The 15544-nt window shown below is 72.0% G+C and carries 10 protein-coding genes and 1 pseudogene; 5 read left to right on the forward strand and 6 right to left on the reverse strand.

Translation table 11 applies throughout. The annotated features are described in order from the left end of the window. Positions 1-110: 110 nt before the first annotated feature. A pseudogene (locus STRCI_RS43590) lies at positions 111-392 on the forward strand (winged helix-turn-helix domain-containing protein); the annotation flags it as partial. Between the two features lie 124 nt (positions 393-516). Further along, positions 517-900 carry a BTAD domain-containing putative transcriptional regulator gene (locus tag STRCI_RS33730; protein WP_269662750.1) on the forward strand — a complete coding sequence of 128 codons (384 nt, stop codon included), beginning with the start codon at positions 517-519 and terminating at the stop codon, positions 898-900. Positions 901-910: 10 nt separating this feature from the next. Here the strand turns inward: STRCI_RS33730 and STRCI_RS33735 are convergent, their stop codons facing one another. Next, entirely contained in the window at positions 911-3010 is a 2100-nt protein-coding gene (locus STRCI_RS33735) for an MMPL family transporter (RefSeq protein ID WP_269662751.1), read from the reverse strand. 211 nt (positions 3011-3221) lie between these two features. On the opposite strand from STRCI_RS33735, the gene STRCI_RS33740 reads away from it, so the two are divergent. Next, entirely contained in the window at positions 3222-3671 is a 450-nt protein-coding gene (locus tag STRCI_RS33740) for a VOC family protein (RefSeq protein WP_269662752.1), read from the forward strand. Here the strand turns inward: STRCI_RS33740 and STRCI_RS33745 are convergent. Next, positions 3629-4303, reverse strand: a complete 675-nt coding sequence (locus STRCI_RS33745; RefSeq protein ID WP_269662753.1) for a response regulator — start codon at positions 4301-4303, stop codon at positions 3629-3631. The two genes, STRCI_RS33740 and STRCI_RS33745, sit on opposite strands and share 43 nt — an antisense overlap. Next, on the reverse strand, positions 4300-5490 hold the full coding sequence (locus tag STRCI_RS33750; RefSeq protein WP_269662754.1) for a sensor histidine kinase: 1191 nt from the start codon (positions 5488-5490) through the stop codon (positions 4300-4302). The genes STRCI_RS33745 and STRCI_RS33750 overlap by 4 nt, the downstream gene beginning before the upstream one ends. Positions 5491-5739: 249 nt before the next feature. Between STRCI_RS33750 and STRCI_RS33755 the strand changes: the two genes are divergently transcribed. Further along, entirely contained in the window at positions 5740-7503 is a 1764-nt protein-coding gene (locus tag STRCI_RS33755) for a sulfatase-like hydrolase/transferase (RefSeq protein WP_269662755.1), read from the forward strand. 113 nt (positions 7504-7616) lie between these two features. Here STRCI_RS33755 and STRCI_RS33760 read toward each other — a convergent pair whose 3' ends face one another. Then, positions 7617-9410 (reverse strand): coagulation factor 5/8 type domain-containing protein, encoded by a 1794-nt coding sequence (locus STRCI_RS33760; RefSeq protein ID WP_269662756.1) that lies wholly within the window; start codon positions 9408-9410, stop codon positions 7617-7619. Positions 9411-9629: 219 nt separating this feature from the next. Here STRCI_RS33760 and STRCI_RS33765 point away from each other — a divergent pair, with 219 nt between their 5' ends. After that, on the forward strand, positions 9630-11507 hold the full coding sequence (locus tag STRCI_RS33765) for a discoidin domain-containing protein (protein WP_269662757.1): 1878 nt from the start codon (positions 9630-9632) through the stop codon (positions 11505-11507). Positions 11508-11560: 53 nt separating this feature from the next. On the opposite strand, the gene STRCI_RS33770 is transcribed toward STRCI_RS33765, so the two are convergent. Then, positions 11561-14389 carry a DUF5682 family protein gene (locus STRCI_RS33770; protein WP_269662758.1) on the reverse strand — a complete coding sequence of 943 codons (2829 nt, stop codon included), beginning with the start codon at positions 14387-14389 and terminating at the stop codon, positions 11561-11563. Continuing rightward, a complete protein-coding gene (locus tag STRCI_RS33775; protein WP_269662759.1) occupies positions 14386-15510 on the reverse strand; it encodes an ATP-binding protein in 1125 nt (374 codons plus the stop codon). Before STRCI_RS33775 ends, STRCI_RS33770 begins: the two co-directional genes overlap by 4 nt. Positions 15511-15544: the final 34 nt, after the last annotated feature.

Consider the following 15544-nt stretch of genomic DNA (forward strand, 5'->3'; position numbering starts at 1 on the left):
TGTGAATCCATCCGATTTCCATCCGGAGTAGGTCGCACCGCCGCCCCAGGCGGCAGTATTGGTCCATACCAATACCCATGCCGATACCTGGAAAGGAGTCGTCCATGCGCATGTCCGACAGCCCCGTCCAGTACGAACTTCTCGGCCTGACCCGCGTCTCGCGCGCCGGACAGCAGCTCGTTCCGGGCCCGCCCATGCAGACCGCGCTGCTCGCCGCACTTCTGCTCCGCCCCGGCGCCTGGGTCGAACGCGCCGACCTCATCAGATCCCTGTGGGGAGACGCGCCACCGTCCGGTGCCCACGGCCTCGTGGCCACGTATGCCGCACGGCTGCGGAAGATCCTCGAACCGGACCGCCCCCGCCGAGCCGCACCCCGGGTGCTGCTCACCCGGGGTGCGGCCTACGGCCTTCGGGCCGCACCGGACGACGCCGATCTGTGGCGGTTCCACAGGCGGTTGACCGAGGCCCGCCGCACCCGCGACACCCGCCCGGCCACGGCCCGCACCGCCTACCGGTGTGCCCTGGCCGAGTGGCACGGCCATGTCCCGCTGCCGGCGGTACCCGGCCCGCTGGCCCTGGTTCGAGCGCCGCCGCCTGACCGGCATGCGGCTCTCGGCGCGACTGGAACTGGCCGAACTCGACGTCCGGTTGGGCGCGGCGGGGGAGGCGGCCGAAGCCCTGGAGGCACTCGGCGCCGAGTGCCCCCACCACGAGCGGCTGCACGGGCTGTGGATGCTCGCGCTGTACCGTGAGGGCCGTACGGCCGAGGCCCTCGCGGTGTACCTGCGGATACGCCGCTCCCTGATCCGCGATCTGGGGGTGGAGCCGGGCCCGCTCCTCACCACCCTCCAGTCGCGGATCCTGCACGCGCACCCCCTCCTGGACGAACTGCCCAAGTGATCGGTGAGCCTCAGACCTTCGTCGGCACCCGAGGCGCCGCCGTCGGCGCCTCGGTGATCCCGAACCGGTCGTGGAACCGCCGCAGCGGGCCCGGTGCCCACCAGGCGCGGTGGCCGAGCAGTGCCATCGTCGCCGGGACGAGCAGCATCCGTACGATCGTGGCGTCGATCAGCACCGCCAGGGTGAGCCCGAGGCCGATCTGGAGGATGGGCGAGAAGCCGCCGGTCATGAACGCCCCGAAGACCACCGCGAGCAGCAGCGCGGCGCAGGTGACCACGCGCCCGGAGCGGCGCAGCCCGGTCACCACGGCCTCCTGGTCGGCCTCGCCCCGCTCCCGGGCCTCGCGCATCCTGGCGAGGATGAACAGCTCGTAGTCCATGGCCAGTCCGAACGCGATCGCGACGATCAAGGGCGGTGCGGTCAGGCTCAGCGCGCCCAGGCCCTCGGCGCCCAGCAACCCCGCCAGATGGCCGTCCTGGAACACCCACACCACCACACCCAGCGCGGCGCCCAGGCTGAGCAGGGTCGTCGCTATGGTGCGCAGCGGGATCAACACCGAGCCGGTGAAGGCGAACAGCAGCGCGAAGATCCCGGCCAGGACGGTCAGCGCGGCCCAGGGCGCCCGTTCGGCGAGCATCTCCCGGAAGTCCACCAGCCGGGCCGCGACCCCGGTCACCTCGACCGGCTCGTCGCCGCGCAGCTCCCGGACCCGCTCCACCAGATCCGTCGCCGCCTTCCCGTCGACGCTGCCGGGCGGCTGGATCTCCACCACCGTTGCCCCGCCGGGCAGTTCGCGGGACTCGGCGCCGGTGAGCGCGCCGATCCGTTCGGCGGTCGCCGGATCGGTGCCCGGTTTGACGACGACGGTGATCGGTTCGACCCCGGTGCCGGGTGGGAAGTGCGCGTCGACGGTGCCGTACAACTGCCGGGCCTCGGTGCTCGCGGGCAGTTGCTTGGCGTCGCCGATGCCGATGGTCAGTCCGGTGACGGGCAGCGCCAGCACCAGCAGGGCGGGTACGACGGTGGCGACCACGGCGATCCGGCGGCGCGTGGCGAACCGGGCCAGGCGGGCGAACAGGCGGCCCTCCGCACCGTCCGGGCGGACCCGCGCGGGCGGGATCCTCCCGCCGAACTTCGTGAGCAGCGCGGGCAGCAGGGTGAGCGCGGCCAGCATGTCGACGACCACCACGGCGGCCACGGCCAGGCCCATGCTGCGCAGGAACACGCTCGGGAACACCAGCAGCCCGGTCAGGCTGACCGCCACCGTGACCCCGGAGAACAGCACGGTCCGCCCGGCCGCGGCGACCGTGCGGTGCACCGCCTCGACGACGTCGTCGGTGTGCCGGCGCTCCTCACGGAAGCGGACCAGCATCAACAGGGCGTAGTCCACGGCGAGTCCGAGGCCGAGCATGGTGGTGACCTGGATCGCGTACACCGAGATGTCGGTGACCTCGCTGAACGCGAACAGCGCGAGGAACGCCCCCGCGATGCCGTTCACCGCGATCACCAGCGGCAGGGCGGCGGCGCGCAGTCCGCCGAACACCACGAGCAGCAGGGCGAGGACGACCGGCAAGGAGATCAACTCGGCGTTCTTGACGTCCTCCTGAGCCCGCTCGCCGAGCTGCCTGCCGAGCAGCTCACCGCCGCTGACATGGACGTCGGGCGCCTCGATCTGCCGGATGCGGTCCGCGGCGGCGTCCGTCGCGTCCGTCTCGGCGTCCTCGTCCAGGCCGCCCTCGAAGGTGACCGGGATGAACAGGGCCTGTCCGTCCTCGGCGGTGAGACCGGGCGTGGTGTACGGGTCGGGCACGGCGGCGACCCCGGCGATCTCGCGGACCTCGGCGACGGCCCGTTCGACCTGGGCGCGCAGCGCGGCGTCGGAGACCGCCTCGCCCGCGACGACGGCGGTGACGGTCTCCCCGGCCGGGTCGACGCGGGCGAGATACTCCTCGGCCAGCTCCGACTCGGTGCCGGGCACGTCCGGTACGTCGTCGGACAGCCGCCCGAAGACGCCCGTGCCGAGCCCGAAGCCGAGCAGCAGGAAGAGCAGCCAGAGCAGGATGACGGTGAGCGGACGGCGGGTGGCCGTCCGGGCGAGCGTGGAGAGCACGGGGGCCTCCGGCGGTTGGAGGTGGGTGAGTGCTCCCAGGTTCGTCCCGGGCCGGGGGCCACCGGATCGCCGGAGGGAGGGGTTTGCCGGGCTCGGTCGTACGAGGGAGAGAGGCGGCCGACTCACTCGTACGGGGGAGGGGGAACCGGGAATCTTCGGGGGCGGCCCGGGAGTTCATCCGTCAGGAACCGTTGATCACGAAGGAGCGCCGATGTCCGACGAACCCGCAGTCCGTGAGCTGCGCCTGGTGGTCACCGCGGAGGACTACGACGCCGCGCTGCGCTTCTACCGGGATGTCCTCGGCCTGCCCGAGCGGGCCGCGTTCTCCTCGCCGGGCGGACGGGTGAGCATCCTGGAGGCGGGGCGGGCGACGCTGGAGCTGACGGATCCGAACCACGCCGGGTTCATCGACGATGTCGAGGTCGGGCGGCGGGTCGCCGGGCACATACGGGTGGCGTTCGAGGTGGACGACTCAAGAGCGATGACGCGGACGCTGGCGGAGGCCGGGGCGGAGGTCGTCGCCGAGCCGACGCGTACGCCCTGGAACTCGCTGAACTCCCGGCTGGAGGCGCCGGGGGCCTTGCAACTCACGCTCTTCACCGAGCTGGGGGAGGAGGATCAGGACTCACCGTCCCCGGGCGTGACCAGTCCTGTCTCGTAGGCGCAGATCACCGCCTGTACCCGGTCCCTGAGGCCCAGCTTGCTCAGGACGTTGCTGACGTGGGTCTTCACCGTGTGCTCGCTCACGAACAGGGCCCCGGCGATCTCGGCGTTGGACAGCCCGCGCGCCAGCATCCGCAGGGTCTCCACCTCGCGCGCGGTGAGGACCTCCAGGCGCTGCGGGGTGACCTCGGCGGCGGCCTCCTGCCGACGGCGGCGCACCAGGTCGGCGACCAGGCGGCGGGTCACCGTCGGGGCGAGCAGGGAGTCCCCGGCGGCGACCACCCGGACCGCGTGCACCAGGTCGTCGCGGCGCACGTCCTTCAGCAGGAAGCCGCTCGCTCCCGCGTACAGCGCCTCGTACACATACTCGTCCAGGTCGAACGTGGTCAGCATGACCACCTTGCAGGCGGACTGCCCGCACACCCGCCGGGCCGCCTCCAGGCCGTCCATGACGGGCATCCGGATGTCGAGGAGGAGGACGTCGGGCGTGTGCCGCCGCACCGCGGCGACCGCTTCCGCGCCGTCCCCGGCCTCGGCGACCACCTCGATGTCCCGCTGCGCCTCCAGGATCATGCTGAAGCCGCTGCGGACCAGCTCCTGGTCGTCCGCGACGACCACCCGGATGCTCACCCGAGCGCCGCCTGCCGGTCACCGGCGGGAAGGCGTACGACGACCCGGAAGCCGCCCTCGGGTCCGCGCCCGGCGCGGGCGCTACCTCCGCAGGCCGCGGCCCGCTCCCGGATGCCGATCAGCCCGTGTCCGCCGCCGGGGCCCGAGGGGCCGCGTCCGTCGTCCGTCACCGACAGTGTCAATTCGTCCTCCGCCCAGTCCAGAGCGACGGTAGCGGAGGAGGCGTAGGCGTGCTTGACGGTGTTGGTGAGGGCCTCCTGCACGATGCGGAAGGCGGCGACCTCGGTGTCCGGGGGCAGGGGGCGCGGCTCGCCGTCGGCGCGCAGCTCCACCCGCAGCCCGGTGGACTCGGTGACCTGCCGGATCAGACCGGGCAGTGCTGCCACCCCCGGCTGCGGCAACCGCCGCGCGCCGCCCTCGCGCTCCTCCTCCTTCAGCACCCCGAGGATCCGCCGCAACTGCGTCATCGCGTCCCGCCCGGTCTCCGCGATGGCGTCGAACGCGGCCTCCGCGCGCGCCGGATCACTGCGCACGACCACCGGACCGGCCTCGGCCTGCACCACCATCAGGCTCACCGCGTGGGCCAGGATGTCGTGCATGTCCCGGGCGATCCGGGCGCGTTCCTGCGCGGTCGCCCGCGCGGTGTCGGCGGCCCGCTCCCGCTCCAGGCGCCGGGCCCGGTCCACCACGGCGGCGGTGTAGGCGCGCTGGACCCGGGCCAGCATGCCGAAGCCGTACGCCCCGGCCACGCTCAGCAGCTGGAAGGCGTACTCGAAGGGCATCGGCTCCTCTTTGTGCTGCATGGTGAGCACGACGCCGAGGATCCAGCCCAGCAGCATGAACCGGCGCTGCCAGACCTTGCCCTGGGCGGCCATCGTGTAGAGGACGACCAGACCGCCGTAGACCACGTCCGGTGGCGGGGCGTGGTACCAGGCCATCGAGGAGGTGGCCACGGAGACGGCGCACGCGGTGGTGAAGGGCGCGCGGCGCCGCCACACCAGCGGCAGCGCGGTGGCCACGGCGAGCAGCCAGCCCTGCGGGCTCAGCTTGTCGTCCCCCTCGTCCGGGAAGATCCACTGGAGGGAGGCGGCGAACAGCACCAGCGCGGCGAGCGCGGCGTCGACGACGTACGGATTCGCCGTGCGCAGCCGGGCGACCGCGGGGGTGAACCAGGACGGCGGGGACATGGGCGGCTCCTCGGGGCCAGGGGCTCCTTCAGTATCGGAGGCCGGACGCGGCCCGGTCCTCACCGGTGCGAGGGATATCGGGCCTCCGTTTGTGATCGTTTCGATGCCACGGAGAAGGAACCAGATGTCCGGACCGCCCCCTCTCAAAGGTCGAAACAGAGCGTTCACAGCGTGTGCATGGTCCTGGGCCGCCGGCTGCGATCACCATCGTCTCCGGACCCCGCACCCGCCGCCTCCCAGGAGAGATGTATGCCGAGCCGCCGCCGATTCCTCACCGCGGCCGCCGCCGTGCCGGTCACGGCCGCGGCGGTCGGTGCGTGCGAGGACGGCGAAGAGGCGCCGCCGTCGTCCGACGGCAGGCCGGCCGCCGCCGTACCGGCCGCGCGGTCCGGTTCGGATCGGCTGAACTTCGTGGTGATCCTCGCCGACGACCTCGGCTGGGGCGAACTCGGCTCCTATGGGCAGAGACTCATCCGCACCCCGCGCCTGGACGCCCTGGCCGCCGAGGGCCTGCGCTTCACCGACGCCTACGCGACCGCCCCCGTCTGCGCGCCCTCCCGCTGCTCGCTGCTCACCGGACTGCACGCGGGCCACTCCACCGTGCGCGAGAACCCCTGGGGCCCCGGCGGCCAAGGCGCCCTGACCGAACGGGACTTCACCTTCGCCGAGGCCCTGCGCTCGCGCGGCTACCGCACCGGCATCATCGGAAAGTGGGGCTTCGGCCCCGAGCTTCCGGACCAGCCGAGCCACCCCAACTCCCGTGGTTTCGAGGAGTTCTACGGCTACATCGGGCACCGGCACGCCCACGACTACTTCCCCGGGTATCTGTGGCACAACGGCACCCGGCAGGAGATCCCCGCCAACCGCGGCGAGGCCCGGGAGGTCTACGCGCCCGATCTGCTCAAGGAGCGCGCGCTGGCCTTCCTCGACGCGCATCGCGCCGAGCCGTTCCTGCTGTGCCTCACCCCGACGCTGCCGCACGCGCCCAGCCAGGCACCGGACGAGGGTGAGTACGCCGACCGCCCCTGGCCGGGCCCGGACCGACGGCACGCGGCCCAGATCACCACCTTCGACAGCCTGGTCGGCGAGGTCGTCGACCGGCTCACCGCCCTCGGCGTCGCGGGGCGCACCCTCGTCCTGGTCACCAGTGACAACGGCCCGCACGAGGAGGGCCGGACGAACCCCGAACTCTTCGACGCCAACGGCTCGTTGCGCGGCTACAAGCGGAACCTCTACGAGGGTGGTGTCCGGGTCCCGCTGATCGCCTGGTCGCCGAGGCATGTCCCGGTCGGCACCACCGACCGCCCCACCCCGCTGACGGACCTTCTGCCGACCCTCGCCGACCTGGCCGGAGCCCCCGCCCCGACCGATGTGGACGGCCTCTCCCTGGCCCCGCTGCTCCGTGGCTCCGGTCACCCGGCCCGCCACAACTCCCTCTACTTCTACCGCAATCACAGCGGAGTGACCCCGCGCGCCGACGCCGTCGACCAGGGCCGGGGCCGACGGCTGGCCGAAGCGCTGCGGCGCGGCGATCTGAAGGCGGTGCGGTTCGCGCCGGGCGACAACCGGAACGTCCCGGACGACGAGTGGGACGTGGAGCTGTACGACCTCGCCCGGGACCCCGGGGAACAGCACGACCTCGCCGGGGCGCGCCCCGCGCAGACGGACGCGCTGGTGCGGCTGATGCGCGACTCCTGGACGCCGCCGGACCAGCCGCGCAAGCCGTTCGGCCTGACCCTGCAGGCGACGGGCCACACCCTGACCGCCACTCTCGCCAACGGCTCCGCCCGCGTCTGGACCGCCCCCCGCCTCACCCTCGGCGCCCCCGGGGGCTGGGACATCCAGGCGCTCGACCCGGTCGGCGCCCCGAGTCTGCGGCCCGGCGGCCGGCTGACGGTCCGCTGGCGGATCACCCCGGCCCGGGTCACCGCCGACACCACCCTCGCCTGCCGGGCCACCGCACGGCACGCGGGCGAGGAAGTGACCTACCTGGCGCGAACCTCGCTGGGCTGAACACGGTGCGGCGGCCCCTCCCGGAACCGAGTCGGGAAGGGCCGCCTCCGGTGCCGTACAACACACACCTCGACCGCCGGCGTTCGGTCACAGGTGTGTCCCCGGCACCGGGATCAGGGGTAGGACACCACCGTCGACGGCACGGTGGAGGTGCCCGAGGTCGGCGATCCGGTGTCGTTGATGACGCACTCGTACTGCCCGTTGCCACTCAGCGACACCACCAGCAGCCCGTGGAACTTCACTCCGGGCCGGTTCGGGGCGGCGAAGCCGTGGTGCTGCACGATGCTCGGGTTGACGTTGTAGTAGCAGTAACTGCCCATGCCCCAGCCCTCGTGGGTGGTGACCCGGTCGCCGACCTTGTACGCCGCGTAGCCCTTGACCGAGCCGTTCTGGATCGCGGCCTGGTCGGGGGCGTCGTAGGCCTTCTCGTTCTGGAAGAAGATCGTGCGGCCGCGTTCGCCGTTCCACTGGACGTCGTACTTGTTGAAGTGCTCAACGAACAGGCCGGTCGCCAGGACGTCGGCGCCGTTGACGACCACGCCGTAGTCGCAGCGGTTGGTCTCCCAGCCCACTCCGTCGCCGTGGTCGGCGCGCCAGACCCAGGTGTGGTCGATGATGGTGTGCCGGGCGTTGACGACCATGCTGGTGGTGGCTTTGCCGGGGCCCGCGCCGCCGATCCGGATGAAGACGTCCTGGACGGTGATGGGGTCGGCCGAGTGGTTGCGGGCGGCGCCGTTCGGGCCGATCTCCAGCAGGACGGGCGAGTTGACCGGCCCGGCGTCGATCAGGAAACCGGCCAGCCGTACGCCGTCGACGTCGGCGACCTTCAGGGCGGTGACGCCGTTGTCGGGGATCAGGGTGGCATAGCCGAGGCCCAGGACGACCGTGCCCGCGCGCTTGATCCGCACCGGCTGGTCGACGTGGTAGATGCCCGGGGTGAGCAGCAGATGGAGACCCTGGTCGAGCGCCTGGTTGAGCGTGGCCGCGGAGTCGCCGGGCTTGGCGACGTAGAACCGCTCCAGCGGCAGCGAGGTGCCGCGCGGAGTGCCGTTGCCCCAGGTCACACCGTGCGCGTCGGTGCGCAGCGCGGGCAGGAAGACCCGGTACTTGTCGCCGTCGAGATACAGGAAGGGCTTCTCGCGGGAGCGGGGAGTGGTGTCGAGCGTGGTGTACGGCGGATTCGGGAAGCTCTGTGCGGGGGCGCCCTCGACGCCGGAGAACACCATGTTCCACACCGCGTTGGTCCAGCCGCCGACCGAGCTGTCCCGGGTGTACCACTGCTGCTGCGAGTACGGGCCGACGGTCCCGTCGATCCGGCTGTCGGCGATGTAGCCGCCGCTCGCCCAACCGTAGCCGGACGGCGCCAGGTTGAGGCCCCCGCGGACATGCATCCGGCGGAACGGCGCGGCCTGCGCGACCGCCCAGCGGTTGGTGCCGCTGACCGGGACGACGGCGAGGTTCTCCGCCGAACGCCAGAAGTTCTGGGTGGCGTTGCCGTCGAACCAGCCGGCGTCGACCGTGATGTCGCCGTTGATGGTGGTGTCGTCGGGGGAGAGCCCGAGCCCGGAGATGGAGGTGTAGAAGCCGATCTGGGCGTTGAGGCCGTTGTACGTGCCCGGCTTGAACAGCAGTTGGTAGCGGCCGGTGCCGAACTGCGCCGACTCCTGCTGGGCGAACACCTCGTCGAGCCTGGCCTGGATGCCGGGTGCGGCCGGGTCGAAGACGATCACGTTGGCGCCGAGATCGCCGCCGCCCTTGAGCTTGCGCGGCTCGGCGCGGTCCGGCGCGGCGGCTGCCGTACCGGACAGCGAGGCCAGCACGGGGGCCGCCGCTGCCGCGCCGAGGACGGCGCGTCGCCGCAGGCCGGAGGGCTCGGACGCGGGGGAGTTCGGGGGAGTCGAAGGCATGAAGCGGCTCTCTTCCTTCTTCAGCAGGGGTTCAACAGGTGGGGGGCGACAAGGCCGTTGAGCCTCGGGTGTCGCGGTCCCCCGTAGCCTCCGGGCGGTGACACATCATGCGCAACACCTTGACGCGGGCTTCCCTTGAGTTTTAAATCACAACCTAAATTAAGTCCTGAGACTTTACGGGGAACCGGCGCCCCACCCTCCCTGCTCAAGGAGAGCCGCATGCCCACCCGTACCCCACGCATCCTTCTGACCGCTCTCGGCACGGCCGCGGTGCTGACCATGGGCACCGCCCAGGCCACCCCCGCCCCTCGGCAACTCGCGGCCGCGGCGGCCTGGGACACCGACCGCGCCGCGGCCGCGTACGCCGCGAACCCGGCCGCCGTCACCGCCTCCGGCAGCGAGAACGCGGGTGTGGCCGCCGGCTTCGCCTTCGACGGCAACGGCACGTCGCGCTGGTCGAGCAACTTCGCCGACGACGCCTGGATCCGCCTCGACCTCGGCCGGAACATCCGCATCGACCGCGTCGTCCTCGACTGGGAAGCCGCCTACGGCAAGCGCTACGTCCTGGAGGTCTCCAAGAACGGCACGGACTGGACGCCCTTCTACACGGAGACCGCCGGCACCGGAGGCTCGGTCACCGCCCACACCTACCCCCAAGAGGTCACCGGCCGCTACGTCCGCATGCGCGGCGTGGAACGCGCCACCCCCTGGGGCTACTCCCTGTACTCCTTCAAGGTCTACGGCGGCGAACCGGCCCCCGCCTCGACCACCCGCGCCAACCTGGCCCTGAACCACCCCGCCTACTCGAACCTCTACCAACACGCGGGCAACTCCCCGGCGTTCGTCACCGACGGCGGCTGGCCGGCCGATCTGAAGGCGGACCAGACCCGCTGGTCCAGCGACTGGAACGCGGACCGCTGGGTCTCCGTCGACCTCGGCGCCCGCTCCACGATCGACACCGTCGACCTTTACTGGGAGGCCGCGTTCGCCGTCGACTACGAACTCCAGGTCTCCGACGACAACCGCACCTGGCGCACGGTGTACCGCCCCTCGGCGGCGGAGGTCGCCTCTCGCCGCGCCAACGTGAAGTCCCCGGGCGAGGCGGTGGGCCTGCACGACTCGGTCCGCCTGCCGCAGCCGGCCACCGGCCGCTACGTCCGCATGCTCGGCAAGGAACGCCGCTCCTTCTACAACCCGGCCCCGGCGACCGCCCAATTCGGCTACTCGCTCTACGAGTTCCAGGTCTGGGGCACGGGCGGCAGCGCGGACGCGGCCTACCCGGCGCTCCCGGCGGACCAGTCCGGCGCCTACCGCACCACCTTCTTCGACGACTTCACCAGTGCCGCCCTCGACCGCTCCAAGTGGCGCGTGGTGCGCACCGGCACCGAGATGGGCTCGGTCAACGGCGAGTCCCAGGCGTACGTCGACTCCACCGACAACATCCGCCAGCAGGGCGGCAATCTGATCCTGGAGGCCAAGCACTGCAAGGGCTGCACCAAGGCGGGCGGCGGCACCTACGACTTCACCTCCGGCCGCATCGACACCAACACCAAGTTCGATTTCACCTACGGCCGGGTCAGCGCGCGTATGAAGCTCCCGGTGGGTGACGGCTTCTGGCCCGCGTTCTGGCTGCTCGGCAGCAACGTCGACGATCCGACGGTGTCCTGGCCGGCCTCCGGCGAGACCGACATCATGGAGAACGTCGGTTACGCCGACTGGACCAGCACCGCCCTGCACGGCCCCGGCTACTCCGCCGACGGCAACATCGGCGCCCGCCAGACCTACCCGAACGGCGGCCGTGCCGACCAGTGGCACACCTACGCGGTGGAGTGGACCCCGGTCGGCATGCGGTTCTACGTCGACGACCGGCTGGTCCAGGAGACCTCCCGCAACAAGCTGGAGTCGACGCGGGGGCAGTGGGTCTTCGACCACAACCAGTACGTGATCCTCAACCTCGCCCTGGGCGGCGCCTATCCGGCCGGCTGGAACAAGGTCACGACCCCGTACTGGGGCCTGCCGCAGTCCAGCGTGGACCGCGTCGCGGCCGGGGGAGTGCGGGCCGAGGTGGACTGGGTGCGGGTGGAGCAGAAGGGCTGAACATCCCGGGTGCGCAGGCCGGACCCGGCGAGTCCGGCCTGCGCACGCCTTCGTTACACGGTTGCGCAGCCCAGCAGCTCCGCCACCGCGTCGCACGTCGCCGGATACGCGGTCAGCAGCGCCACGCCCGACGGGGCCGCCGGTGCCCCGGCCTCCTCCCACCCGGCGTCGCAGCCGAGCAGTTCCGCCACCGCGTCGCAGGTCGCCGGGTGCGCGGAGAGCAGCGCGGCGCCACGGCGGACGTCGGACCGTGCCCGGGTCGCGGTGAACGGGTCGGCCTGCGGGGCCTTCCAGGGCGGCACCCAGCTGTCCAGCGCCGCGAGCCGCGCCGGGAAGACCCGCCCCGCCTCGCGGATCAGCAGCGGTGCCAGGTCCGCCGCGCCGTTCCTCAGGGTGGTGATCAGCAGCGGCAGCCACGGCAGCAGCACCGTGTCCGGCAGCCGCCCGAAGGCGTTCGACACCGCCTCCACGACCACGTCCGCGAGCCCCGGCACCGGACCCAGCGCGTGCACGAACCCGTTCAGATAGCGCGGGTACGCGGACACCACCAGCGGGTTGTCCAGCAACTCGTCGCACCGCTCGCGCAGTTCGGCCCGGGACAGCGTGCCGAGCTGCACCCGCGCCGCCCAGAGCAGGGCCGTCTTCGCCGGATCCTCGGGATGCGACTGGGCGACCGCGAGCTCCAGCTGGGTCCGGTCGCAGCCCAGCGACAGCGCCAGGCTCTCCATGGAGAACAGGAAGCCGAGCATGGCCGCGACCTGCCCCACCGTCGCGTCCTCGTCCCGGAACGCCGTCGGCAGCAAGGTGCAGTAGTGGGCGTAGCCGGTCTTGACGAACGACTCGATCCAGCCCGGCAGCACCGGCTCGCTGGTGCGGTAGTACGCCAGCAGCGCACGCACCCGGCGCAGCACCTCCGGCGCGCCGTCCACGCTGCGCTCGGCGGAGAGCACCTTCAGCGCATGGGAGCCGAGTTCGTCGGCGACCCGGCGGCCGCCCAGGTACAGCAGCGCGTCCTCGACCGCGGCCAGCACCGTCGCCGTCGTCGCCCGAGGGTCGTAGGCGTCGCGCCGCAGCCGCTGCTCCAGGACCTGTTCGAGGCTGACGCCCTCGTAGCCGAGCTCGATCAGCGCCCGCTGGTGGGTGCCGAGCGCCAGGTCCCAGGACTCCTGGATCGACCGCTCACCGAGCCGCCGCTCACCCATGATCGGCCGCGCGGCGCCGTGCGGCAGCAGCCGCCGCAGCATCCACAGCACATCGGAGCAGGCCCGCAGCTCCGGCCGGGCCGACAGGTCCAGCAACGCCCGGCGTACTCCCCGCTGTTCGAGCTTGAGCTCCAGCGGCGCCAGCCGGTCGTACACATCGCGGGCCAGCGGCGGCAGCGAGTCGTAGCCGACCTGGCCGATCCGGTCGCCGCCCATCATGATCTCGACCAGCCGCCGCACGTCCCGCCGCCCCGGCACCCGGTCCTTCTCGATGCAGGTGACGGCCGCGTCCTGGAAGTCGTACGGCGTGGGCTTGGCCCGGTCGCGCACCCCGGCCAGCAGGATCGACGTCTCGAACACGGCGATGGCGTCGGCGGTGGAGGCGAGATAGCCGTTGCGCCGGGCCGCCCGCACGATCTCCACCGACCAGCCGAGCAGTTCGGCCTCGTCCAGCGTGTCGAGCACCGGTGGCCGGCGCAGGAAGCCGGACAGCCGGTCCACGTCGGCCGGGGACTCCGGCACCGGGAGGGCGGCTGTCTTCCTCGCCGTGGACTTCTTCTTCCCGGCCTGGCCCTCCAGCACGTACGGCCTGACCCGGGTCCGCTTCAGGCCCTTCGTCCATTCCGTCGCCGCGATCGACACCGAGCCCGCGGCCAGGCCGAACTGCGCCTCGATGGCCGTGTGGCTGGACGGGATCAGCCCGTACTGCCACTTGGTGGCGGTACGCGGGGAGATCGTGAAGGTGTCCGCGCTGCCGTGCACGCCGAACTCCTCGACGCGGCTGGCCGCGTGGAAGGCCCCGCACACGTACAGGCCGTCCTCCGGGGCGGTGCCGCTCGCCGCGAGATGCTCGCGCATCCGGGTCCACATGTACCGCTCGCGGTCCTCGTCCACCCGGACCCGGGACCCGTCGCCCGGGGCCAGCCGCCGGAACAGGCTGCCGATGAGGAACATGACCTGGCGGTAGGTGCCGTGATCGCTGTCGCCGAGCGGGACCTCGACGTACTGGTGCCACCACTCCGACCAGTGCCGCACCTTGCCGTGGCGGAGCAGATGCTCCTCCAACTCCGCGAAGCGGGGCCGCAGATCGCCGATCTCGACGCCGACCGCCTCGCCGTGCAGCGCGGCCTCCGCCTCAGGTGCCGCAGCCTCGTCCGCCGCCTCCGCGCCCTCGGCATCAAGGGTTCGCTCGTCGCGGGTGTCCCACTGGAACACATGGTCCGAGGACCGGTCGACCAGGACCAGTTCGACGCCCGGGGTGTCCAGGGCGTAGGCGATGGCCTGGTACTCGGCGGACGCCTCGGTGATCGGCGCGACGACCGACAGCGGCGCCCACTCGGCGGGGAAACCGTCGGCCTCGCCCGCGAACGCCTGCACGGCCACCGGGAGTCGGCAGTTGCGCAGCTCGGTCAGCAGCGGCGCCATGTCCTCGCACAGCTCCAGATACACCACCTTGGGCTGCTTCTCGCGCAGCCGGCGGGCCATGGCGAGCGCCGAGGCCGGGGAGTGGTGGCAGACCGGGAAGATCTCCAGCGGCTCGCGCACCGCCCGGTCGACGTCGTCGACCATGCCGAGGAGGATGCCCTCCAGGGCGTCGGGGCCGCCCGCGAACGTGGCCGCGGCCTCCTGGAGTTGGCCGCGGAGCCCGGTGAAGGACGTGCTCTCCTGAGGGCCGCTCATGACAGGGTGGCGATCGCGTCGCGGCCGCCCTCCAGGAACTCGGGCCAGGAGCCGCCCTGTTCCTTGCTGCGCGGCTCGACCACGCCGTGCAGATACTTGTTGAGGATGGCCAGGTCCTCGGGCTCGCGCCGGGTGAGCGAGCCGACCAGCGAGGAGGCGAGGGTACGGGCGGTCAGGGCGCGCTCGCCGAAGAAGTTGCTGTGCAGGACGGCGTCCTCCAGGACACCGATCTGCTCGGCCGTCGACAGCGCCGACTCCAGCTTCTCGTCGTCGCTGCCCGCCGCCGCGGCCGAGGCGCGCAGATCGGCGAAGCTCTGGAGCAGCACGTCGAGCAGGGTCGGCGGCACGTCCAGCTCGATCGAGTGGCGGCGCAGCAGCTCCTCGGTGCGGAAGCGGACGATCTCCGCCTCGGCCTTCTTGTTCGTCACCACCGGGATGCGGACGAAGTTGAAGCGCCGCTTCAGCGCGGACGACAGGTCGTTGACGCCCCGGTCGCGGCTGTTGGCCGTGGCGATGATGGAGAACCCGGGCTTGGCGAAGACGATGTTGTCGTCACCGGAGCCGCTCTCCAGCTCGGGCACCGAGATGTACTTCTCGGAGAGGATCGAGATCAGCGCGTCCTGGACGTCACTCGTGGACCGGGTCAGCTCCTCGAAGCGGCCGATGGCGCCGCCCTCCATCGCCGTCATGATCGGCGAGGGGATCATCGACTCCCGGGACTGACCCTTGGCGATCACCATGGACACGTTCCAGGAGTACTTGATGTGGTCCTCGGTGGTGCCGGCCGTGCCCTGCACCACCAGCGTGGAGTTGCGGGAGATCGCGGCGGACAGCAGCTCGGCCAGCCAGCTCTTGCCGGTGCCGGGGTCACCGATGAGCAGCAGACCCCGGTCGGAGGCGAGGGTGACGATGGACCGCTCCACGAAGCTGCGGTCACCGAACCACTTCTGCGAGACCTCCCGGTCCAGGCCGTCGGCCCGCTCGGAGCCGAGGATGAACAGCCGGACCATCTTGGGCGACAGCCGCCACGAGAAGGGCTTGGGGCTGTCGTCGATCGACTCCAGCCAGTCGAGCTCCTCGGCGTACTTGATCTCGGCAGGGGCGCGCAGCAGGTCGGACATGAGGGCGATGCCTTTCGATGGGATGATCACTACG

The sequence above is a fragment of the Streptomyces cinnabarinus genome (assembly GCF_027270315.1).
In the GTDB taxonomy this organism is placed as follows: domain Bacteria; phylum Actinomycetota; class Actinomycetes; order Streptomycetales; family Streptomycetaceae; genus Streptomyces; species Streptomyces cinnabarinus.